20 protein-coding genes and 3 tRNA genes are annotated in these 20,970 nt (G+C 62.4%); 9 read left to right on the forward strand and 14 right to left on the reverse strand.

Features of this window, described 5'->3' with window-relative positions; genetic code table 11:
- The first annotated feature begins 32 nt into the window (after positions 1–32).
- Entirely contained in the window at positions 33–542 is a 510-nt protein-coding gene (gene coaD, locus WA904_RS15205; protein ID WP_425197966.1) for a pantetheine-phosphate adenylyltransferase, read from the forward strand.
- A gap of 2 nt (positions 543–544) precedes the next feature.
- A complete protein-coding gene (locus WA904_RS15210; RefSeq protein ID WP_425197967.1) occupies positions 545–826 on the forward strand; it encodes a YfhL family 4Fe-4S dicluster ferredoxin in 282 nt (93 codons plus the stop codon).
- A 238-nt stretch (positions 827–1,064) separates the two neighbouring features.
- Here WA904_RS15210 and pth read toward each other — a convergent pair whose 3' ends face one another.
- The 7 genes from pth to WA904_RS15245 form a co-directional block, all read right to left on the reverse strand.
- Entirely contained in the window at positions 1,065–1,691 is a 627-nt protein-coding gene (gene pth / locus WA904_RS15215; protein ID WP_425197968.1) for an aminoacyl-tRNA hydrolase, read from the reverse strand.
- Between the two features lie 143 nt (positions 1,692–1,834).
- Complete coding sequence (locus WA904_RS15220) at positions 1,835–2,533, reverse strand: 50S ribosomal protein L25/general stress protein Ctc (protein ID WP_425197969.1); 699 nt, start codon at positions 2,531–2,533, stop codon at positions 1,835–1,837.
- A gap of 86 nt (positions 2,534–2,619) precedes the next feature.
- Positions 2,620–3,594, reverse strand: a complete 975-nt coding sequence (locus tag WA904_RS15225; protein ID WP_348072241.1) for a ribose-phosphate pyrophosphokinase — start codon at positions 3,592–3,594, stop codon at positions 2,620–2,622.
- A gap of 248 nt (positions 3,595–3,842) precedes the next feature.
- A tRNA-Gln gene (locus tag WA904_RS15230) sits at positions 3,843–3,919 on the reverse strand.
- A gap of 106 nt (positions 3,920–4,025) precedes the next feature.
- Positions 4,026–4,880 carry a 4-(cytidine 5'-diphospho)-2-C-methyl-D-erythritol kinase gene (ispE, locus tag WA904_RS15235; protein WP_425197991.1) on the reverse strand — a complete coding sequence of 285 codons (855 nt, stop codon included), beginning with the start codon at positions 4,878–4,880 and terminating at the stop codon, positions 4,026–4,028.
- Between the two features lie 38 nt (positions 4,881–4,918).
- Positions 4,919–5,440: a lipoprotein insertase outer membrane protein LolB gene (locus tag WA904_RS15240; RefSeq protein ID WP_425197970.1), complete on the reverse strand. Its 522-nt coding sequence runs from the start codon at positions 5,438–5,440 to the stop codon at positions 4,919–4,921.
- A gap of 6 nt (positions 5,441–5,446) precedes the next feature.
- A complete protein-coding gene (locus WA904_RS15245; protein WP_425197971.1) occupies positions 5,447–7,228 on the reverse strand; it encodes a tetratricopeptide repeat protein in 1,782 nt (593 codons plus the stop codon).
- A gap of 64 nt (positions 7,229–7,292) precedes the next feature.
- On the opposite strand from WA904_RS15245, the gene mutM reads away from it, so the two are divergent.
- From mutM to mutY, 3 genes are all read left to right on the forward strand, one after another.
- Entirely contained in the window at positions 7,293–8,108 is an 816-nt protein-coding gene (gene mutM / locus WA904_RS15250) for a bifunctional DNA-formamidopyrimidine glycosylase/DNA-(apurinic or apyrimidinic site) lyase (protein ID WP_425197972.1), read from the forward strand.
- Positions 8,109–8,182: 74 nt separating this feature from the next.
- Positions 8,183–10,144, forward strand: coding sequence for a dynamin family protein (locus tag WA904_RS15255; protein ID WP_425197973.1), 1,962 nt, complete (start codon positions 8,183–8,185; stop codon positions 10,142–10,144).
- 8 nt (positions 10,145–10,152) lie between these two features.
- Positions 10,153–11,286 (forward strand): A/G-specific adenine glycosylase, encoded by a 1,134-nt coding sequence (gene mutY, locus WA904_RS15260; RefSeq protein WP_425197974.1) that lies wholly within the window; start codon positions 10,153–10,155, stop codon positions 11,284–11,286.
- 89 nt (positions 11,287–11,375) lie between these two features.
- Here mutY and rapZ read toward each other — a convergent pair whose 3' ends face one another.
- Genes rapZ through WA904_RS15275 form a run of 3 tightly spaced genes read right to left on the reverse strand, consistent with a single transcriptional unit; the run spans position 11,376 to position 14,778 of the window.
- Entirely contained in the window at positions 11,376–12,266 is an 891-nt protein-coding gene (rapZ, locus tag WA904_RS15265; protein ID WP_425197975.1) for an RNase adapter RapZ, read from the reverse strand.
- The gene (recN, locus tag WA904_RS15270) at positions 12,263–13,906 is read right to left on the reverse strand and encodes a DNA repair protein RecN (protein ID WP_425197976.1); all 1,644 of its coding nucleotides are present in this window, start codon (positions 13,904–13,906) and stop codon (positions 12,263–12,265) included. The genes rapZ and recN overlap by 4 nt, the downstream gene beginning before the upstream one ends.
- A complete protein-coding gene (locus tag WA904_RS15275) occupies positions 13,903–14,778 on the reverse strand; it encodes an NAD kinase (RefSeq protein WP_425197977.1) in 876 nt (291 codons plus the stop codon). Before WA904_RS15275 ends, recN begins: the two co-directional genes overlap by 4 nt.
- 48 nt (positions 14,779–14,826) lie before the next feature.
- Between WA904_RS15275 and hrcA the strand changes: the two genes are divergently transcribed.
- The 4 genes from hrcA to greB all read left to right on the forward strand — a co-directional run bounded on the left by hrcA (position 14,827) and on the right by greB (position 16,718).
- A complete protein-coding gene (gene hrcA, locus WA904_RS15280) occupies positions 14,827–15,846 on the forward strand; it encodes a heat-inducible transcriptional repressor HrcA (RefSeq protein WP_425197978.1) in 1,020 nt (339 codons plus the stop codon).
- A gap of 27 nt (positions 15,847–15,873) precedes the next feature.
- A tRNA-Ile gene (locus WA904_RS15285) sits at positions 15,874–15,950 on the forward strand.
- 30 nt (positions 15,951–15,980) lie between these two features.
- A tRNA-Arg gene (locus WA904_RS15290) sits at positions 15,981–16,057 on the forward strand.
- Between the two features lie 88 nt (positions 16,058–16,145).
- Entirely contained in the window at positions 16,146–16,718 is a 573-nt protein-coding gene (greB, locus tag WA904_RS15295) for a transcription elongation factor GreB (protein ID WP_425197979.1), read from the forward strand.
- Here the strand turns inward: greB and WA904_RS15300 are convergent.
- The 4 genes from WA904_RS15300 to WA904_RS15315 all read right to left on the reverse strand — a co-directional run bounded on the left by WA904_RS15300 (position 16,715) and on the right by WA904_RS15315 (position 20,967).
- A complete protein-coding gene (locus WA904_RS15300; RefSeq protein ID WP_425197980.1) occupies positions 16,715–18,955 on the reverse strand; it encodes a RelA/SpoT family protein in 2,241 nt (746 codons plus the stop codon). The genes greB and WA904_RS15300 overlap by 4 nt on opposite strands.
- Before the next feature lie 111 nt (positions 18,956–19,066).
- Positions 19,067–19,270: a DNA-directed RNA polymerase subunit omega gene (rpoZ, locus tag WA904_RS15305; RefSeq protein WP_096662930.1), complete on the reverse strand. Its 204-nt coding sequence runs from the start codon at positions 19,268–19,270 to the stop codon at positions 19,067–19,069.
- A 46-nt stretch (positions 19,271–19,316) separates the two neighbouring features.
- Entirely contained in the window at positions 19,317–19,937 is a 621-nt protein-coding gene (gmk, locus tag WA904_RS15310) for a guanylate kinase (protein ID WP_425197981.1), read from the reverse strand.
- 112 nt (positions 19,938–20,049) lie between these two features.
- Entirely contained in the window at positions 20,050–20,967 is a 918-nt protein-coding gene (locus WA904_RS15315) for a YicC/YloC family endoribonuclease (RefSeq protein WP_425197982.1), read from the reverse strand.
- Between the last annotated feature and the right edge of the window lie 3 nt (positions 20,968–20,970).

Below are 20,970 nucleotides of genomic sequence, written 5' to 3' on the forward strand. Positions count from 1 at the left end.
CGGCTCCACGGGCAGGCGGGCATAATTGGCCCATGGCTACCAGCACCCGCATCGCGGTTTATTCCGGAACTTTTGACCCCTTCACGCTTGGGCACCAGGACATCGTGCGCCGCGCGGCAGGGCTGTTTGACCGGCTTGTTATCGGCGTTGCAATGGCGCACCACAAGAAGACCCTGTTCAGCCTGGACACGCGCCTGCAGCAGGTGCAGGACGAAACGCAGGGCATGGCCAATGTCAGCGTGCTGCCTTTCGACGGACTGATCATGGACTTTTGCGCAGCGCAGCAAGCCGTGGCGGTTGTGCGCGGTGTGCGCAACCTCACCGATTTTGATTACGAAGCCCAGATGGCGGCCATGAACCGCAAACTGCGTCCCCAGGTAGAGACCGTGTTCCTGCTGCCCGACGCACCGGTGCAATGCATCAGCAGCACGCTGGTGCGTGAGATCAGCAAGCTGGGCGGCGACGTGAGCCAGATGGTGAGCAGCGGCGTTGCGTCTGCGTTGCGGCTGGCACACACCGCGGGTGCACAGAAAGGCATCTGAGCATGGCCTTGCTGATCACCGACGAATGCATCAACTGCGACGTGTGTGAGCCGGAGTGCCCGAACCAGGCGATTTACCTGGGCAAGGAAATCTACGAGATCGACCCGCAGCGCTGCACCGAATGTGTCGGGCATTTCGATGAGCCGCAGTGTGTGCAGGTCTGTCCTGTGGCCTGCATTCCGCTCAATCCCGACTTCATCGAAAGCCGTGAAACGCTTTGGCAGAAGTACCAGCGCTTGCAGGCGGAGTCGGCTGCAGCTGTCGTGCAGGCTCGGGTTTTATAAGTCGTTCGTCGCTCCAGCCCTTGTACGACGGGCGCGAGAAGCTATTGAATTCATAGCGAAAACTTTTCCAGCCTGGTCATCTCGGACTTGATTCTGGATCCAGGGTTGTTAACTTCCGGCGTTGCACCTCAGACAATCGCTTGCCCTGACCCGGCTGGACCTGTGCTCCTCGCGCATACAGGAGGGGGGAATGCGGCGGGAAAGGGTGCGGACAGACCGCAGTCGTAGCGTGATGCCTCTAATCGTTTTCGGAATTTTCCGCTTCGGGCTTGCGCGGCGGCTTCGGCCGGGGCGGCGTGCTGGTGTGGATCAGCATGGTGGCCTTTTCCATCTCGCCGGCCAGCAGGTCCGGCACGGCTTTCAATGCACGGGCAATGCTGTCCTCGATCGCTGCGCGGTGTTCCTGCGAGGGCTTTTTCAGCACCCAGTTGATGACTTCGGACTTCACGCCCGGGTGTCCGACACCGATGCGCAGGCGCCAGTAGTCGTCGGTGCCAAGCTGGGCATGGATGTCGCGCAGGCCGTTGTGGCCGGCGTGGCTGCCGCCGAACTTGAGCTTGACCTGGCCGGGAACGATATCGAGCTCGTCGTGGGCCACCAGGATCTCTTCAGGTGCAATCTTGAAAAAACGCGCGAGGGCCGCCACCGATTTGCCTGACAGGTTCATGAAAGTCAGGGGCTCGAGCAGCCAGACGGTTTGCCCTTTGATCGTGGTCCGGGCGACGCGGCCATGGTAGTTTTTGTCGAGTGCCAGCGTCAGCTTGAGCTCGCGCGCCAGCGCCTCGGTCCACCAGAAACCGGCGTTGTGGCGTGTCGCCTCGTATTCCGGGCCCGGGTTGCCCAGGCCAACAAAAAGTTTGATCATGCTGTGTGGTGAGGGGAGAAAAAGTCTGCGGGCGGGCCCGCAACCGGATTATCAGCGCAGCAGGAGCTTTCCCCAAGAAAAAGGCCCTTGGCCTCCAGGGAGGACAAGGGCCGCCGGCCCTTTCAGGCCGATGCCGTCATGAATTACTTCTTGGCGGCAGGCTTGACAGCGTCAGCCTTGGCGCCGGCTTTGGCTTCCTTGGCGGCAGCGGCTTTGGCTGCCTTGGGATCCACAGGCACGGCCGCGGCGGCTGCTGCAGCTGCATCGGCTTCGGCTTCTTCCGAGACGGCAGAGACCGACACCAGGACCGGGTTGTCCTGGCCACCCTTGGCGACAAACTTCACGCCCTTGGGCAGTGTGATGTCCTTGACGTGCAGCGAGGTGCCTTTTTTCAGGCCGCTCAGATCGATGGCGATGAATTCAGGCAGGTCTTTCGGCAGGCAGGAGATGCTCAGCTCGGTCAGCACGTGGTTGACCAGGCAGTTTTCGGCCTTGACCGCAGGCGACTCTTCTTCGCCGCTGTAGTGCAGGGGCACTTTCATGGTCAGGCGGGTCTTCGCGTCAACGCGCTGGAAGTCGATGTGCAGGACCAGTTGCTTGAACGGGTGCATCTGCAGATCGCGAAGCAAGACCTTTTGTGTCTTGCCGCCCAGTTCCATCTCGAGGACGGAAGCGTGGAAAGCTTCTTTCTTGATGGCGTGCCACAGTGCGTTGTGATCGAGTTCGATCAGCGACGGTTCACCGGTGCCACCGTAAACGATACCGGGCGTGCGGCCCGTGATGCGGAGACGGCGGCTCGCACCCGTGCCCTGCTTGGCGCGCTCAAAAGCGACGAATTTCATAATATTCTCCAAAAGAGGTGGGCCGCGACCAGCTCACCCCGACATAAAAAGGCTGCACAAACATGCAGCCGGCTTTTCGCTCCGGATCAGAACAGGTTGTCCTGGTCCGAGAACAAACTCATGACCGACTCACCACTGGCGATGCGCTGGATTGTTTCGGCAATCAGCGGGGCCACGGAGAGCTGGCGAATTTTCTTGCAGTCCTGGGCCGCCTGGCTCAGGGGGATGGTGTTGGTGATGACCACTTCGTCCAGCGCTTCGCCCTGGGCGATGCGCTCGATGGCCGGGCCGGAAAAAATCGGATGCGTGCAATACGCATAGACCTTCTTGGCTCCGCGCTCTTTCAGCACTTCAGCAGCCTTGACCAGCGTGCCGGCGGTATCGATCATGTCGTCCATGATGACGCAGTTGCGTCCGTCAATGTCGCCGATGACGTGCATCACTTCCGACACATTGGCCTTGGGCCGGCGTTTGTCGATGATGGCCATGTCGCAGCCGAGCTGCTTGGCCAGCGCGCGTGCGCGGACCACGCCGCCGACGTCAGGCGACACCACCATCAGGTCGTTGTAATTTTTCTGGCGAAGGTCGCCCAGCAGCACCGGCGAGGCATAGATGTTGTCGACCGGGATGTCAAAGAAGCCCTGGATCTGGTCGGCATGCAGGTCCATGGTCAGTACGCGTGAGACGCCCACGGCCTGTAGCATGTTGGCCACCACCTTGGCGCTGATGGGCACCCGTGCCGAACGCGGGCGCCTGTCCTGGCGGGCATAACCAAAGTAGGGAATGACGGCGGAAATGCGTTCGGCCGAAGCGCGCTTGAGCGCATCGACCATGATCAGCAGTTCCATGATGTTTTCGTTGGTCGGCGCGCAGGTGGACTGCACCACAAACACGTCACGCGCGCGCACATTCTGCTGGATCTCGACCGTGACTTCACCGTCCGAAAAACGCCCCACATGGGCCGCACCCAGTGAAATGCCCAGATGCTGGGCAATTTCGGAGGCCATGCTCGGATTGGCATTGCCGGTGAAAAGCATGAAGTCGGAATGGTGCGGTTGCATGTGTGGCCCAGCGGGTGTCTAGGAAGGGGAGCGGTGCTGAATGGGTAAAGGCAATAAACGCACTGAAAACACGAACGCCCTGTGTCCGTTCCATGCCCATGCGGCTTGGGGCCGTTTTCCGCCTGGCACATTCAGCTTCTGAATGTTGCCAGGCAGGGCCTGAACCGGAGACACTCAACAGTCAGCGAGCACCGGCCCCCGTTATCGGGGGCCTAAAAGCACGGGCCCCACAAGGGACCCGAAAATTTTGGCAGGGGTGGAAGGATTCGAACCTGCGAATGCCGGAATCAAAATCCGGTGCCTTAACCAACTTGGCGACACCCCTACACAGGTAGATTGTCAGGCCTGAACACTGTCAAAAAGACAATCTGCAGGCACCGCCAACCAACCCTTTAATCGTTGTTCTGGAAACACATTCCATGGCCTTTATCTTACCAACCGGCCAGAGGATGTGCATCCAGGTTGCTGCATTTGCGGACCTGCCAGTCGCCTGGGGCGACCGCGAGTTCCATCTCGTGCGGCATATGCGCAAACACAGCACTTCCAGAGCCAGTCATGCGGCCTTGCAAATGTTGCATGGACAGCCAACCGAGGGATTGGCCAACCTGCGGACACAAGGCCTGCGCGACTGGCTGCAAGTCGTTATGGCCGAATTCGTAAACGGAGCCATCTGAGTTTGCAGCAAAGCCTTGGATTGTAGCAGTTTCTGTGTCGCGTTTGAGCGCGGGCGCGCGGAAAATGGCGTCGGTTGGCAAGCCCGCGGGAGGTTTGACCACGACAAAACGGGCGGCGGGCAGGCGCAGGGGTGTGATCTTCTCGCCGACACCTTCGACCCAGGCATGGCCGCCGCCGAGAAAAAATGGAACATCCGCGCCGAGGCCGAGTGCGATGGTCTGCAACTGGCTGGTCGGCAGGCGCAACCCCCACAAACGCTGCAGGGCCAGCAGGCAACTGGCCGCGTCGGATGAGCCGCCGCCCATGCCGGCCTGCGAGGGAATGCGTTTTTCCAGGCCGATGTGTACACCCAGCGTGGTGCCGGTGGCGCGTTGCAGGGCGCGCGCGGCGCGCACCACGAGATCTTCAGCCGGGAGTACTTCGCCGGCTTCGCTACCCAGGTCGGTGCGCGTGATCTGGCCGTCATGGCGCAGCTCGAAGTGCAGGGTGTCGCACCAATCGATCAGCATGAACACCGATTGAAGCAGGTGGTAGCCGTCCGGACGGCGCCCGGTGATGTGCAAAAACAGATTGAGCTTTGCCGGCGCCGCGACATCGTAGATGGCTTTCAGCGGCTGGTTGGTAGCGGTGTGCAGCAGGTCGAAAGGCATCAGGGGGCCGCAAGCACGATGCGCAGGTCCGAGCGCGGTTGCGGCGTCGTCCGGCTGGCTGAAATCTTCCCCTCGGCCTGTTGTGAAAGGTCGGCGCTCCAGCCGTGCGCGGCGGTATTTTTGCCGCCCAGCCAGTCGAACAGCGCGGGCAGCGGCACGGCGGCGCCGGTGGCTTTTTCCATCAGCTCGTCGACGGATGCAAAGCGCTGGATCTGGTTGCCGGAATCGAGCACGGCTTCCTGCGGCGACCAGCGCAGCACGGCCAGGCTGTTGCCCAGCGGGCTGTTCAGGGTCAGTTCGCCCTGAACGGGATTGCCCTTGAGCTCGAAGCCGGCAAAAAAAGCCTGGGGAGGCTCGCTTTGCACCTGCAGGCTGATGCGGCCAGCCCAGAATGAATTCTTCTCATCATTTTGGCCTGCAGCCCTTGGTGGACTTGCGCAACCAGCTATGAAAAACGTAGCAAATAGAAGGCTCGCCAGCAGGGCGGCCGACCGGCGCAGCGGCGCGTCAATCAGGGTCATGGCGGTCTACAGCCTGACGCGAAGGCGTTTGAGTGTCTGGAGCAGGGTTTCATTGTCTGCGTTGAGCAGCATGCCTTCCTTCCAGATGGCCATGGCCTTGTCGCGCTGGCCCAGGCTCCACAGGACCTCGCCGAAATGGGCCGCGATCTCCGGGTCGGGCTTGGCCTTGTAGGCAGCCTCGAAGATTTTCAGGGCCTCGGCCTTGTTGCCGAGGCGAAATTCAGCCCAGCCCAGGCTGTCGCGAATGAAGGGGTCTTCGGGCGCGTACTCCAGTGCCTTCAGGATCAATTGTTTGGCTTCAGGCAAGCGCACATTGCGATCGGCCAGCGAGTAGCCCAGTGCGTTGTAGGCATGGTGGTAGTCCGGCTTGCGTTGTACTACTTCGCGCAGCAGGCGTTCCATTTCCGGCAAGGCATTGAGTTTCTCGGCCATCATGGCCTGGTCGTATAGAAGCTCGGGTTCATCGGGAAATTGCGCGACGGCCTGCGCCAGCAGCTCGTAGGCACCGCGGTATTCCTTTTGTTCGCGCAACAGGTTGACTTCCGCCATCAGCTTGATACGTTTGTCATCGGGGTTGCGCTCGGGCAGTTGCCGGATCAGCTGGCGGGCTTCTGCCAGCTTGCCTTGTTTGGCCAGCAGCGAGGCGCGTCTTGCCTGGGCCTGGACCAGTTCCTGCGCATCGGGAATCCTGCTCAGCCAGTTTTCTGCTTCGGCAAAATCCTTGCGTTTTTCGGCCAGCTGCGCCATCGACAGGTAGGCCTGGGACAGGCCGCGGCTGGTTTGTGCCTGGGGAGCGTCACCCTGGCCGGCCAGTTCGATATAACGCAGCAGGGAAGTCTGCGCCTGCGCCAGCTGGTTGTCCTGCAACTGCAGGGATCCCAGCACCAGCCAGCCCTCGGGGTAGTCGGGCTTGTCGCGCGTGACCACCTGCAACTGCGCGCTGGCTTCGGCATAACGCTGGCCATCGAGCAGGGCGCGGGCATAGGCCATGCGGATTTCCGGCAAGGCCTTGGGATTGCCTTCCAGGTATTTTTGAACCAGGGCCTCCGCGCGCGGCAGTTTGGAGTCCATCAGCTCCAGCGCCAGCAGGGCCGGCGCTTCGGAAATGGGGTCCAGCGCCTGTGCGCGGTCTGCAGCCTCGAGCGCGGCGGGCAGGTCGCCCGCTGCCAGGCGCATGCGGCCCACGGCAGTCCAGGCGGCCGGGCCGGTGGCCGGTGTCTTGAGTTCATCGGCCAGTGCGCTTTCAAGCACGCTTGTAGCGAGTTTTTTATCGCTGACACGGGCAAAGAAGCGGGGCAGGTTGGTGATGGTCACCGGGCGTTCGGCCAGGGGCGCCAGCCGCACTTCGGTTTTCAGGGGTTCTGCGGTCTCGGTGATGCGGTTGAGAGCCACCAGGATCTGCAGCACATAGCGGTTGGCCTCGCGCGATGCCGGCTGCGCCTGCCGCCAGGCCTGAGCTGCCTGCAATGCCGCATCGCCGGAGCGCGATTGCAGGGCAATGTCGGCCGCGCGCTGGTACAGCTGGGCGTCGTTGGTTTTGCGGGCGGCATCCAGCATCAGCGAAAAACCGGTGGGCGCGTCGCCTTCGCGTGCCGTGAGTTCGCCGATCAGCACCTGATAAAACAGCTCACCGTCCAGGCTGGAGGGTGGAGGCGTGACGGCCTGGGCTGCGGCCGGCGCTTCGGGAAGGGCGGCGGGAGGCAGGCCGGGGGCGGCTGGGGCGGGCTGCGCCCACAAACCGGGAACCGCCAGGCAAAGTGCACTGAAAACGCTGATAAGTTGCTTCATCGGGCCATGATAATTGAAGCAATGTTCCGATGTAGGCGTTTCCGCCGATTGTCCCGAGCTCCCTATGCCTGAATTGCCTGAAGTTGAAGTGACCCGCCTGAGTTTCGCCGGACGCATTGCGGGCGCAAAAATCCTGGACCTGCAGATGGGCAAGCCGCTGCGCTGGCCCCTGGGCTGCGAGCCTGCACGTTTGCGGGGGCATACCGTGCTTGAGGTACGCAGGAGGGGCAAATACCTGTTGCTCGACACCACAGGCGGTCTGTTGCTGATCCACCTGGGCATGTCGGGTAGTCTGGGTTTTGGCGGCGATCTGCCGCCGCCCGGCAAACATGATCACTTCGACATGCACACCACCGCAGGCACCCTGCGGTTGCATGATCCGCGCCGCTTTGGTGCCGTGGTGTACGCGCCTGCCGAGCACGATGCTGCCGCGCAGAAGCTTCTGGGCCGGCTTGGCGTGGAACCGCTGACCGACGCCTTTGACGCGCTGGTCTTTCATCGTGCGCTGCAAGGCAGGCAGACGGCGATCAAGCAGGTGCTGCTGGCAGGGGAGATCGTTGTCGGCGTCGGCAACATCTATGCATCCGAAGCGCTGTTCATGGCCGGAATTCGCCCAACCGTGCGCGCCGCGCGGCTGAGCAAGCCGCGTGCGGCCAGGCTGCATGCCGCCATCCGCACCGTGTTGTCACAAGCCCTTACAAAGGGCGGCAGCACACTCAGGGACTTTTCCAATGCCATGGGCGAGAGCGGATATTTCCAGCTCGAGGCCATGGTTTATGACCGGACCGGCCTGCCCTGCAAGGTGTGTGCGGCGCCGATCCGGACGCTTCGGCAAGGGCAGCGCTCTACTTTTTTCTGTGTCAACTGCCAGAAACCCTGAAGGCCAGCCGCGACCGGGGCTGACCGTTTCCGGGATGCGATGCTATATTGATTGACCTATGTTCCCGGCGCACCATGTCTTTTAACGAACAATTTGACCAGCACGGCGCCTGGCGGCGCGAGTTTGCCCTGCGCCTGAAACTTTTATCCGAATGGATGAAAGACCACGACCTGCTCAATGCGGCGGTGGAAGAACGCCTGCAGCGGCTCGAGTCGCAGGTGCGTTCCGACAAGGTCATGGTGGCCTTTGTTGCCGAATTTTCCCGCGGCAAATCGGAGCTGATCAACGCCATCTTTTTTGCCGGCTACGGCAGGCGCATCATGCCGGCCAGTGCCGGCCGCACGACCATGTGCCCGACCGAGCTGGGCTACGACGCTGACGTTCCGCCCTGCCTGCGCCTGCTGCCGATTGAGACGCGGCTCAAGCCCCAGGCCCTGATGGAATGGCGCATGGTCCCGGAAAAATGGACGCGGGTCGACCTTGACGTGAACGATCCGGTGCAACTGGCCAAGGCCCTGGAAAAGGTGGCCGAGGTCCGGCGCGTCACGAAGGAGGAAGCCCGCGCGCTGGGTTTCTGGCACGACGAAACGCCCGAGGACAATCCGCGCATCGATGCCGACGGCATGATCGAGGTGCCCAAGTGGCGCCATGCGCTGATCAACATTGCCCATCCGCTGCTCAAGCAGGGCCTGGTCATCCTGGACACACCGGGGCTCAATGCGATCGGTGCCGAGCCGGAGCTGACGGTCAGCCTGATCCCGCAGGCGCACGCGGTGGTGTTCATCCTGGCGGCGGACACCGGTGTGACCAAATCCGACCTGGCGATCTGGCGTGAACACCTGATCACCGAGGGCGACGACAACGACGCCCGCCTGGTGGTGCTCAACAAGATCGACACCTTGTGGGATGCCCTGAGTTCCCCCGCGCAGATCCAGGCCCAGATTGACCGCCAGCGTGCGACGTCTGCGGAAATCCTCGGTCTGCCGATGGCCCAGGTGATTCCGGTCTCGGCCCAAAAAGGCTTGGTGGCCAAAGTCACCGGCGACGACAAGCTGCTCAAGGCCAGCTGCCTGCCGGGCCTGGAGCTGGCGCTGGCCCAGGGCGTGATGGGGCAGCGGCAAAAGATATTGCGTTCCGCTGTGGCTGCAGGCATTGTCGAGCTGCGTGCCGAGGCCGGACGTGTCATCCACATCCGCCGCCGCGACCTGGCTGAGCAGATGATCGAGCTGCGCGGCCTGCGCGGCAAGAACGACTCGGTCATCAAACACATGCGCTCGCGCATCGAACAGGAGCATGGCGAGTTCAACACCAGCGGTGCCAAGATACAGGCTGTGCGGTCCATCCACCTGAAGCTGCTCAGGGAAGTGTTTCACCTGCTGGGTACCCCGACGCTCAAGACGGAGCTGGCCGAACTGACCGAGGCGCTCAAACAGCCCGGCATCAAGCTGGGCGTCAAGAAGGCGTATGGCCAGACTTTTTCGCGCCTGCGCGAAGGCCTGCAAAAAGCCCGAAGCACCAGCGCGGAAATCCAGACCATGCTCAGCGGGTCTTTCAAGCAGCTCAATTCCGAATTCGGTTTTTCCCTGCAGGCTCCCAAAGAGCCCCAGATGGACCGCTTCATGGAGGACCTCGAGCAGATCGAACGCAGCCATCTGCAATACCTGGGCGTGGCCAACATCCTCAAGCTTGCGCAGCCGGAATTTTCCGAGCGGCTGGTGCGCGCCCTGGCCACGCGGCTGCGCGTGGTCTATGAAACCGCGCTGGGAGAAGTCGAGCTGTGGAACAAGTCGGCGGCTTCTCAGCTGGATGCCCAACTCAAGGAACGCCGCAAGAATTTCAGCCGCCGCATCGAGGCGATCGAACGCATCCAGCAGGCTGCGACAGGCCTGGATGAACGCATCGCGGAAATTGACGCCCATGAGCAGGCACTCACCGAGCTGGACGGCAAGCTCGATGAACTGACGGACCAACTGGTCAGCGCGCCGGCCAGCCCGCACGAGCCCGTTCCTGCCGCGGCGCTGACCCAGGCCGCCTGAGCGCACGGATGGCCCGGGCTCCTCTGGCTGGCGCTGGCGTGCCCTCGCGGCGCCATGCGGACGCCGAGCCCGCTTCGCACGCCAGGGCACTGGAAGAGGACTTTTCCTCGCACATCGTGCGCTGGCAAAAAAGCCATGGCCGCCACAGCCTGCCTTGGCAGAACACGCGCGATCCCTACCGCGTCTGGCTGTCCGAAATCATGCTGCAGCAAACCCAGGTGGCCACGGTACTGGACTACTACACGCGGTTTTTGCAGCGCTTTCCTGCGGTAGCCGACCTGGCCGCGGCGCCGCTGGATGATGTGCTGGGCTTGTGGAGCGGGCTGGGCTACTACAGCCGGGCGCGCAACCTGCACCGCTGCGCGCAGGAGGTGGTGCGATTGCACGGCGGGCAGTTTCCACAAAATGCGGAACTGCTGCAGACGCTGTCCGGCATCGGCCCCTCGACGGCGGCGGCGATTGCCTCCTTCTGCTTTTCCGAACGTGTGGCCATCCTGGACGGCAATGTCAAACGGGTATTGACGCGGGTCACGGCATTTTCAGGCGATCTGGCATCCAGCGCCCAGGAACGTGCTTTGTGGGAGATCGCCACCACGCTGCTGCCGAGTCGCAACCTGGCTGACAACATGCCGCGCTACACCCAGGGCGTGATGGACCTGGGCGCGACGATCTGCACGACACGCCAGCCCTCCTGCCTGTTGTGCCCGGTGCAGGCGATGTGCCGGGGCAGGGCAGGCGGCACGCCGGAAACCTACCCGGTCAAGACTCGCAAGCTCAAGCGCAGTGCACAGTCCCTGTCGCTGCTGTGGGCCGAAAGACGCGACGGATCCGTGTGGCTGGAGCGCCGCGCCGCGCCCGGCATCTGGGGTGGGCTGTATTGTTTTCCGGTGTTCGGTAGCGAAGAAGATTTGCTGGCGGCCCTGCCGGTGCCATGGCAGAGACGCCTGGCAGCGATCCAGCCTTTTGTGCACGTGTTGACCCACAAGGACTTGCGTCTGTCGCCCATGGTGCTGGCCTTGTCGGCGCGTGAGGCCAAAACTGCCGGCTTGCCGGGGGCCGGGGCCTGGTTTGCGCGGGATGCCTGGGAAGGGCTGGGGCTGCCCGCACCGATCAGGAAGCTGCTGCTGCAGCGCCAGAGTTAAAAGCCGAGTTCTTTGAGAAAAAAGGCCTCTGGCCCTTTATTGGTGGACGCAAGCAGCTATCAAAACAATAGTGATTCCTTGCCCGCTAGCTAGAGGGCGGCGTCGAGTTCACGGTGGCGCTTGAGTGTGACCCAGTGCTTGCTGAAAACCTGCGCCAGCCGCTCGACGAGATACACCGAGCGATGCTGCCCGCCGGTGCAGCCGATGGCCACCGTCACATAGCTGCGGTGGTCGCGCGCCAGCGCCTGCAGCCAGTGCGCCAGGAACTGTTCAACGTGGTGGAACATGTCGCCCACATCGGCATGGGCCTGCAGGTAGTTCACCACGGCTTCGTCCTTGCCGGTCAGGTGGCGCAATCCCGGCTCGTAATGCGGATTGGGCAGCATGCGCACGTCAAACACGTAGTCGGCATCGACCGGTACGCCGCGCTTGAAGGCGAAGGATTCAAACACCAGCGTCAGCTGCGTGGCGGGCGAGGAAATCAGGGCCTTCACATAGCCCTGCAACTGCGACGCCCGGATCATGCTGGTATCGATGACATGGGCATGTTCGCGCATGTCGCCAAGCAGTTCGCGCTCTTCGTCAATCGCATCGACCAGCGCGCGCTGCTGGTCGGAGTCGTCGCGCCGCGACAGGGGATGCAGGCGCCGGGTTTCCGAATAGCGCCGCACCAGCGTGTCGGTGCTGGCATCGAGAAAGATGGATTGCACGGCCACGCCTTGCTCCCTCATCTGCGCAAGCTGCAGCGGTACCAGCGGCAGGGAAGTGGCGCTGCGCACGTCCATCGCGATGGCCACCTTGCTGGCGCCATGCTGTTTTTCCAGCGCGACAAAGGGCAGCAGCAGCTCCGGCGGCAGGTTGTCCACGCAGTAATAGCCCGCGTCCTCCAGCGCATGCAGCGCAACGGATTTTCCCGAACCGGACATGCCGGTGATCAGCACCATGTCCAGGTCGGGCGCGGGGCCGGTGGCGGCGTTCATTGCCCCAGCATCTCCTTGGCATGGGCCAATGTAGTGCCGGAGAGTTTTTCGCCGCCCAGCATGCGCGCTACCTCGGCAACCCGCTGTTCGCTGTGGACCAGCTCGACCGTGCTGATCGTCTGGCCCTTGTCCGGGCGTTTGGCCACCACCAGGTGATGGTCGGCACAGGAAGCGACCTGCGGCAGGTGGGTGACGGCCATGACCTGGCGGTCCTTGCCGAGCTGCTTCATCAGGCGCCCCACGGTTTCGGCAACGGCACCACCCACGCCCGAGTCCACCTCGTCAAAAATCAGGGTCTGCGCCTGTCCAAGCTGGCTGGTGGTGACTGCAATGGCCAGCGCAATACGCGACAGCTCGCCACCCGAAGCCACCTTGCCGACCGGCCGCGGCGTGCTGCCGCTGTGGCCGGCCACCAGGAATTCCGCCTGCTCGAGCCCATGCTGCGCGGGCTGCTCCAGCTTGCCCAGTGCCACTTCAAATTTTCCACCTTGCATGCCCAGGCCCTGCATCGCTTCGGTGATGGCTTTGGCCAGCAAGGGAGCCGCTTTGGTCCGGGCTTTGGTCACGGCGCGGGCCGCATCCATATAAGCGGCCTTGGCCACCTGCTCGGTTTTCTCCAGACCCTCGAGGTCCGCCGCAGCATCAAGTTTTTGCAGTTCGCTGCGCCACGCGGCCAGCAGTTCCGGCAACTCGGCCGGCGTACGCTTGTAGCGGCGTGCCAGGCTGACCCAGAGCGAGAGGCGCTCGTCCAGTTCGGCGAGGCGCTGCGGCTCCAGCTCGGCATGCCGAGCGTAGCCATGCAGTGTATGCACGGCATCTTCAACCTGCGCCAGGGCACTGCTCAAAACCTCGGTCAGCCCTTTGAATTCGGGTTCAATGTGCTCCTGATTTTGTAGCGCTGTGAGGGCGCGACCCAGCAGGGCCGTGGCGTTGTCGTCGGCCTCCTGCAGCGCATCGACCGCGGTTTGCACTGCATCGCGCAGGGACTGCACATTGGACAGCCGGCTGTGCTGGGTATTGAGATCGTCCCATTCGTGCTCGCCCGGGGCCAGCTTGTCCAGCTCGCCGATCTGCCAGGCCAGGCGCTCGCGTTCGCGTTGCAGGCTGTCCTGCGCTTCACGCGCATCAAGCAGGGCCTTGTGCGCGTTGCGCCAGGCCTGCCAGGGTTGCGCGAGGGTCTGGGCCGGGAGTCCGGCATAGGCATCCAGCAGGCCACGCACCGCATCGGGACGGGTCAGGCTTTGCCAGGCATGCTGACCATGAATATCGACCAGCAGGTCGGCGATCTCGCGCAGCTGCGTGGCTGTGGCCGGGCTGCCATTGATCCAGGCTCGGCTTTTCCCCTGGGCATCGATGGTACGGCGCAGGAGCAGATCATCTTCGGCGGCAAAGCCGGCCTGGTCCAGCCAGCCCGCCAGCTGGGGCGGGGCGTCGAAAGTGACGCTGATCTCGCAGCGCTGCGCGCCTTCGCGCACCACGCCGGCATCGGCGCGCGCGCCCAATGCCAGTTGCAGCGCATCGATCAGGATGGATTTGCCGGCGCCGGTTTCACCGGTGAGCACGGTGAACCCGCGTTCCAGGTCCAGCGCGAGCTCGCGCACGATGACAAAGTCGCGCAGGGCGATGCTTTTAAGGCTCATGCCACACCTTCATTCCAGTGGAGTTTTTTCCGCAGGGTATCGAAATAGCTCCAGCCCTTGGGATGCAAAAAGCGCATCTGGTATTGCGAACGCCGCACCGTGATGCGGTCGCCGTGCAGCAGGGTGGCCAGCGACTGCATGTCGAAATTGGCACTGGCATCGCGGCCGGCAACAATTTCCACGGTGATCTCACCGGTATCGGGCAGCACGATGGGCCGGTTCGACAGCGTGTGCGGCGCAATCGGCACCATCACCCAGCCGGAAATCGAAGGATGCAGCAGGGGGCCGCCTGCCGACAGGGCATAGGCGGTGGAGCCGGTCGGCGTGGCGATGATCAGGCCATCGGCACGCTGGTTGGCCACAAAACGCCCATCGACCTCGACCCGCAGTTCCACCATGCCGGCCGTGGCGCCGCGGTTCACAACCACGTCGTTCATCGCGGTGGCGCTGAAGACACAGCGGCCGTCACGCACCACCTCGGCCTGCATCATCCAGCGCCGGTCTTCCTCGTATTCGCCGCGCAGCATGGGTTCGAGCGCCGTCTGGAAATCTTCGAAGGCAATGTCGGTGATGAAGCCCAGGCGTCCCTGGTTGATGCCGACCAGCGGCACGCCGAACTGGGCCAGCTGCCGGCCTATGCCCAGCATGGTGCCGTCACCGCCGACGACCAGCGCCAGGTCGCAGTGCGTACCGACGCCGGCCACATCGAGCACCGGGTGCCGGGTCAGGCCGGTGTTGCTGGCCGTGTCTTTCTCCAGCGCAACCTCACAACCCTGCGTGTGCAGGAAGTTGGCAATTTCTTCCAGCGCCGAGCGGGAACCCTGCGCGTGGTACTTCCCGATCAGGGCGACGTGACGAAATTGCGACTTCATCGTCAAATTACATCACAACATCCGTGGCAAGCTTCGTAGAATGGCTTCATGCTTGATGAACGTGCCCGACTGTTGTTAAAAGCGCTTGTAGAGCGCTACATCGCCGACGGTCAACCGGTCGGCTCGCGCACCTTGTCCAAGGCTTCCGGACTGGACCTGTCGCCGGCGACCATACGCAACGTCATGAGTGACCTGGAAGACCTGGGCCTGATCGTCAGCCCGCACACCTCGGCCGGCCGCATCCCGACGGCCCGGGGTTACCGCCTCTTCGTCGACACCATGCTGACCATGCAGCGCGACCAGTATTCGGCGCTCAATTCGCTGGGCGCGCCCCGCCTGGCACCGGACCAGCCGCAAAAAGTCTTCAGCAATGCCGCCAACATCCTGTCGAGCCTGTCGCAGTTTGTCGGTGTGGTGATGGCTCCGCGCCGCACTTCGGTGTTTCGCCACATCGAGTTTCTGCGCCTGTCGGAAAAGCGCATCCTGGTCATCATCGTTTCGCCCGATGGCGACGTGCAGAACCGGGTCATTTTCACCGAGACCGACTACACCCAGACCCAGCTCATCGAAGCGGCCAACTTTCTCAACTCGCACTATGCGGGCATGGCCATCGAAGAGGTGCGCGAACGCCTGCAAAACGAAGTCGAAGCCCTGCGCGGCGAGATCGCCAGCCTGATGCAGGCGGCGGTGCAGGTGAGTTCGGAGGCAATCGAGTCGCGCGACGAGGTGGTGATCTCCGGCGAGCGCAACCTGCTCGCCGTGAGCGACTTTTCCAGCGACATGGGCAACCTGCGCAAGCTGTTCGACCTGTTCGAGCAGAAAGCCCAGCTCATGCGCCTGCTCGATGTGTCCAGCCGGGCCGAAGGCGTGCGCATCTACATCGGCGGGGAAAGCCAGGTGGTGCCCTACCAGGAGCTGTCCATCGTGACCGCGCCCTATGAGGTGGACGGCAAAGTGGTGGGCACCCTGGGCGTCATCGGGCCCATGCGCATGCCCTATGAAAAAATGATCCAGATCGTTGACATCACCGCCAAGATGGTCAGCAGCGCGCTGAGCCACAGCAAGTAGGGCCGGTACAATCTGCACTGGCGACGTGGGGCGTTAGCTCAGTTGGTTAGAGCAGAGGACTCATAATCCTTTGGTCCACAGTTCAAGTCTGTGACGCCCTACCACCCTCCAAATAGGCTATAATTCGAGGCTTAGCGGCTGTAGCTCAGTTGGATAGAGTACTTGGCTACGAACCAAGGGGTCGTGGGTTCAATTCCTGCCAGCCGCACCAAACGTCAAGCCCTGGAACCGCAAGGTTCCAGGGCTTTTTCGTTACGATGTCCTGATTTGGAACCCGTTTTCACTGTTGCAGGCTCATCATGAGCAAAGCTTTCACCAAAGAAACCGACGCGGAAGACGACGAAGACCTGTCGCTCCCGCCTTTGCCCGCGGGCGGCAAAAACTACATCACCCCGAATGGTTATGCGCGGCTCAAGACCGAACTGCTGGACCTCATCGACAACGAGCGTCCCAAGGTGGTTGAAGTGGTGCACTGGGCGGCCAGCAACGGCGACCGTTCGGAAAACGGGGACTACCACTATGGCAAGAAGCGCCTGCGCGAAATTGACCGGCGCATCCGCTTTTTGACCAAGCGCCTCGAAATTGCCGAGATTTCAGACCCCGCTGTGCACTTTGGCAACGACCAGGTGTTTTTCGGTGCCGCGGTCACCTACGCCGACGACAGCGGTCTGGAGCAGACAGTCACCATCCTGGGTATCGATGAAGCAGACAGTGCGCAGAACCAGGTCAGCTGGATTTCGCCGATTGCCCGCGCGCTGCTCAAGGCCCGGGTGGGCGACGAAGTCAAACTGGCGACGCCCGGCGGGCTCAAGGACATCGAAGTGGTGGAAGTCAGCTACCCGGCGCCGGTCAGCGCCGGATCGCCGCCCTAGACGCCCGGCTTGGCGCGTTGCACGCGCAGCACCGGCGCAGTGCGTTTGACGCTGCGCATGACGGCCGCCAGATGGATGCGGTCGCGCACCAGCACATCAAAGCGCAGGTCGGTTGCGTCCTGTGCGGGGTCCTGCCCCATGTCCACATGAGTGATGTCGGCCTCTGCGCTCGCCAGGGCCGAGGCAACTTTGGCCAGCACGCCCTTGCCGTTGGATACGGTGACCAGCAAACCGGCCTCAAAGGCCCGAGTGGGCTCGTCAGACCAGTCGACTGCAATGAAGCGTTCGCTATCGCGCTGCTGCAATTTTTTGGCAACCGCGCAGTCTTCCGTGTGCACCACAAGCCCTTCGCCGCGCCCCAGGTAGCCGACAATGCCATCGCCGGGAATGGGGCGGCAGCAGGTGGCAAATTGAACCGAGGCGCCTTCGCTGCCGTCGAGTACCAGGGCGCCCTGCGAGATTGATTCGTGCGCCGTATAACGCTCACGGCTCATCAGCAGCTGGTCCGGTTTTTCGCCGGTTTCAGCCAGCAGGCTGACAATGCGTTTGGCCACCATGCTGGCGATGCGCTTGCCCAGGCCAATGTCGGTCAGCAGATCGGCGCGTGAACGGTTGCCGGAAAAGCGCAGTATTTTTTCCCAGGTTGCATGGTGCTGCTCGTTGTCCTCGGGCAGGCGTTCTATGCCTTCGGCCCGCAGCGCCTGCGCCAGCATTTTCTCGCCGAGCTCCTGCGATTCGGTGAGCGCCATGGTCTTGAGGTGATGGCGTATCTTGGACCTGGCCTTGCCGGTGCGCACAAACCCCAGCCAGGCCGGGTTGGGGCTGGAGACCGAGGCGGTGATGATTTCGATCACGTCGCCATTGCGCAGTTCGGAGCGCAGTGGAACTTGCTCGCCGTTGACCTTGGCTGCAACGGCCCGATGCCCGACATCGCTGTGGATGGCGTAGGCGAAGTCGACAATCGTGGCCCCACGCGGCATGGCCATGATCTGGCTTTTGGGCGTGAACACGTACACAGCATCGGGGAAAAGGTCGATCTTGACGTGGTCCCAGAACTCGGCAGCGTCGCGGGTTTCATGCTGGATGTCCAGCAGGGACTGCAGCCACTGGGTGCCCAGCCGCTGTGACGCGTCGCTTTCCGGGTCGGTGGCTTTGTACAGCCAGTGTGCAGCAACGCCGGATTCGGCCACGATGTGCATGGCCTCGGTGCGCATCTGGAACTCGATATTGGTGCCAAAGGGACCGACCATCGTCGTGTGCAGCGACTGGTAGCCATTGACCTTGGGAATGGCGATGTAGTCCTTGAATTTCCCCGGCAGAGGCTTGTAGAGCTGGTGCAGCACGCCCATGGCGGTGTAACACGCAGTGACGTTCGCGACAATGATGCGAAAGCCATAGATGTCGGTCACCTGCGCGAAGGACAGGTGTTTTTCGTCCATTTTGCGGTAGACCGAATAGAGTGCTTTTTCGCGTCCGTAGATATGCACCTGGATGCCGGCGCTGGCAAAGGCGGCTTCCACTTCCGCCTGGACACGCTTGATCACGTCGCGCCGGCGGCCGCGTGCCCTGGCCAGCGCTTTGGTCAGCGTGGCGTAGCGCCAGGGATACAGGTGCTGGAAAGCCAGGTCCTGCAGTTCGCGGTAGGTCGCATTCAGGCCGAGGCGGTGTGCAATGGGTGCGTAGATGTCCAGCGTTTCGCGCGAAATGCGTGTCCATTTGCTGCGCGGCACGTCGCTGAGCGTGCGCATGTTGTGGCTGCGGTCGGCCAGCTTGATCAGGATGACGCGCACATCGCGGGCCATGGCCAGCAGCATTTTGCGAAACGATTCCGCCTGGTTTTCTTCGCGGGTGTTGAATTCCAGCTTTTCCAGCTTGGTCAACCCGTCTACCAGTTCGGCCACGGGTGCGCCAAACCGCTCGATCAGCTCGGGCTTGGTGACGCCGCAGTCCTCGATTGCGTCATGCAGCAGCGCTGCCATGAGGGCTTGCGCGTCCAGCTTCCATTCGGCACATTGCTGGGCCACGGCGATCGGGTGGGTGATATAGGGCAGGCCGCCATTGCGGATCTGGCCCAGATGCGCTTCATCGGCAAAGCGGTAGGCGCGCCGGACATTGTCGACGTCCTCGGCGCTCATGTAGTCCAGTTTGGCGGTGAGCGCTGCAAAACTCGCCGCAGCCGCGTTGGCGGCAGCCGGGCTCGACTTGGCGTTAGCGATGGGGAAATCCAGGGCGCTCATGCCTTAAATGTATCGCGGTGCCAATAAAACATGCAAAAAACGGGCTTTGGACCGGTTCGGGGAAATAAAAAAGCACCGCAGGCGGTGCTTTTTTGATTCGGCGGGGTGGCCTCAGGAGGGGACTTTTTTCAGCATTTCCAGGCCGATTTTGCCTTCGGCAATTTCGCGCAAGGCCGTTACGCCGGGTTTGTTCTTGCTCTCGATTTTTGGCGCATGGCCCTGGCTGAGCATGCGGGCGCGGTAGGTAGCTGCCAGAACGAGCTGAAAGCGGTTGGGGATTTTTTCCAGGCAGTCTTCAACAGTGATGCGGGCCATGATGATCTCCGGGTTAAATGGGGAAATAGGGAAACGAGGTAGCAGGTCAGGCAATATGCAGGGCCTTGAAGGTCTCGGCGCGGGCACGTCGTTGGGCTGCAAACTTGAGCCGCTGGGCATGAACAATGGTTTTCAGGTCGAAAACCGCTCGTTCAAATAACTCGTTGATTATAACGAAGTCGAATTCATGGGCTTGGGCCATCTCGACGGCGGCGTTTTTCAGCCGCAGTTCAATCACCTCGGGCGTGTCCTCACCGCGCCGTTCCAGCCGCGAACGCAATTCTTCCCAACTGGGCGGCAGGATGAAGATCAGCACCGCGTTGCTGAAAATACGCTTGATGTTGATGGCGCCCTGAAAATCGATCTCCAGGATGACGTCGGCGCCATGCGCCACGCGCTCTTCGATGGTTTGCCGGGAAGTACCGTAACGCTGGCCATGCACATGCGCCCATTCAAGAAAAGAATCCCGCAGCACCATGCCGTCAAACTCTTCGGGCGAAATAAAGAAGTACTCGCGCCCATGCTTTTCCTGCCCGCGGGGTGGCCTGGTGGTGTGCGATACCGCCGGCTGCACCCGCGCGTCGAGTTCCATCAGCGCCTTGACCAGGCTGGATTTTCCGGCCCCGCTGGGTGCGGCAACAACAAACAGGTTTCCGGGGTAATCCATCAGTGATCCTTTGTTCTGAGCACGCGGCCGCCGCGAAGGGCCGCCCCGAGCAAGGCCAGCCCCCTCGGGGGGCAGCGACCCACACGGAGTGGGGGAGCGTGGGGGCCCTGTTTCATTCGATGTTCTGGACCTGCTCGCGGATCTGCTCGATCAGCACTTTCATGTCCACAGAAACGTGGGTCAGTTCCAGCGATCCTGATTTGGACCCCAGCGTATTGGCTTCGCGGTGCAGCTCCTGGATCAGGAAGTCCAGCCGTTTGCCCACCTCGCCGCCTCCGGCCAGCAGCCGGTCGATTTCATCCAGATGGGAGGACAAGCGTGTGATTTCCTCCGCCACGTCAATACGTATCGCGAAGGACGTGGCTTCCGTCAGGGCCCGGTCTTGCGCCGCTTCGGGCAGGGTGCTCCCGCCTCCCAATGCCATCGCCTCTTTCCAGCGCTCCATGAAACGGATTTTCTGCTGCTCCACCAGTTTGGGCACTATGGGAACCGCCGAGGCAGCGAGCGCCCGCAGCTGGGCCGTGCGGTCCAACAGCATTTGCGCCAGGCGGGCGCCTTCGCGTTCCCGGGCCGCCAGCAGCTCCTTGAGCGCCTTTTTGGCGAGTTTCAGGAGTTCGTCGCTGTAGTCATGGGCGGTTTTGTCTTCGCCTGCCGCCATGCGCAGGATATCGGCGACGCTCAGGGCTGTCGCGCCGGGAAGCCAGGACCGCACGGTGTCTTCCATGGAGCCCAGGCGCTGCAGGGTGGAGGTGGCCGGGGCTCGCAGGCTGCTGCCGGTATTGCTTTCCAGCGAAACGCGCATTTCGATCTTGCCGCGCTTGAGTTTGGCGGTCAGCAACTCCCGAAGTGCCGGCTCGGTCTGACGCAATTCATCGGGCAACCGGAAGGCCAGATCCAGGAAACGGCTGTTCACCGAGCGTATTTCCACCCCAAGGCGGGCGTTGGTGTCCGTGCCGGTGTCCACTTCCTGGGTATTTCGCACAGGTGTGGACTGAACGGCTGCATAGCCAGTCATGCTGTAAACTGACATTTA

It is taken from the genome of Polaromonas sp. (assembly GCF_049790275.1).
GTDB lineage: Bacteria > Pseudomonadota > Gammaproteobacteria > Burkholderiales > Burkholderiaceae_C > Polaromonas.

Coding starts and splice junctions, on each gene's coding strand:
- coaD (WP_425197966.1), top strand. CDS start 33: ATGGCTACCAGCACCCGCATCGCGGTTTATTCCGGAACTTTTGACCCC.
- WA904_RS15210 (WP_425197967.1), top strand. CDS start 545: ATGGCCTTGCTGATCACCGACGAATGCATCAACTGCGACGTGTGTGAG.
- pth (WP_425197968.1), bottom strand. CDS start 1,691: ATGATCAAACTTTTTGTTGGCCTGGGCAACCCGGGCCCGGAATACGAG.
- WA904_RS15220 (WP_425197969.1), bottom strand. CDS start 2,533: ATGAAATTCGTCGCTTTTGAGCGCGCCAAGCAGGGCACGGGTGCGAGC.
- WA904_RS15225 (WP_348072241.1), bottom strand. CDS start 3,594: ATGCAACCGCACCATTCCGACTTCATGCTTTTCACCGGCAATGCCAAT.
- WA904_RS15240 (WP_425197970.1), bottom strand. CDS start 5,440: ATGACCCTGATTGACGCGCCGCTGCGCCGGTCGGCCGCCCTGCTGGCG.
- WA904_RS15245 (WP_425197971.1), bottom strand. CDS start 7,228: ATGAAGCAACTTATCAGCGTTTTCAGTGCACTTTGCCTGGCGGTTCCC.
- mutM (WP_425197972.1), top strand. CDS start 7,293: ATGCCTGAATTGCCTGAAGTTGAAGTGACCCGCCTGAGTTTCGCCGGA.
- WA904_RS15255 (WP_425197973.1), top strand. CDS start 8,183: ATGTCTTTTAACGAACAATTTGACCAGCACGGCGCCTGGCGGCGCGAG.
- mutY (WP_425197974.1), top strand. CDS start 10,153: ATGGCCCGGGCTCCTCTGGCTGGCGCTGGCGTGCCCTCGCGGCGCCAT.
- rapZ (WP_425197975.1), bottom strand. CDS start 12,266: ATGAACGCCGCCACCGGCCCCGCGCCCGACCTGGACATGGTGCTGATC.
- recN (WP_425197976.1), bottom strand. CDS start 13,906: ATGAGCCTTAAAAGCATCGCCCTGCGCGACTTTGTCATCGTGCGCGAG.
- WA904_RS15275 (WP_425197977.1), bottom strand. CDS start 14,778: ATGAAGTCGCAATTTCGTCACGTCGCCCTGATCGGGAAGTACCACGCG.
- hrcA (WP_425197978.1), top strand. CDS start 14,827: ATGCTTGATGAACGTGCCCGACTGTTGTTAAAAGCGCTTGTAGAGCGC.
- greB (WP_425197979.1), top strand. CDS start 16,146: ATGAGCAAAGCTTTCACCAAAGAAACCGACGCGGAAGACGACGAAGAC.
- WA904_RS15300 (WP_425197980.1), bottom strand. CDS start 18,955: ATGAGCGCCCTGGATTTCCCCATCGCTAACGCCAAGTCGAGCCCGGCT.
- rpoZ (WP_096662930.1), bottom strand. CDS start 19,270: ATGGCCCGCATCACTGTTGAAGACTGCCTGGAAAAAATCCCCAACCGC.
- gmk (WP_425197981.1), bottom strand. CDS start 19,937: ATGGATTACCCCGGAAACCTGTTTGTTGTTGCCGCACCCAGCGGGGCC.
- WA904_RS15315 (WP_425197982.1), bottom strand. CDS start 20,967: ATGTCAGTTTACAGCATGACTGGCTATGCAGCCGTTCAGTCCACACCT.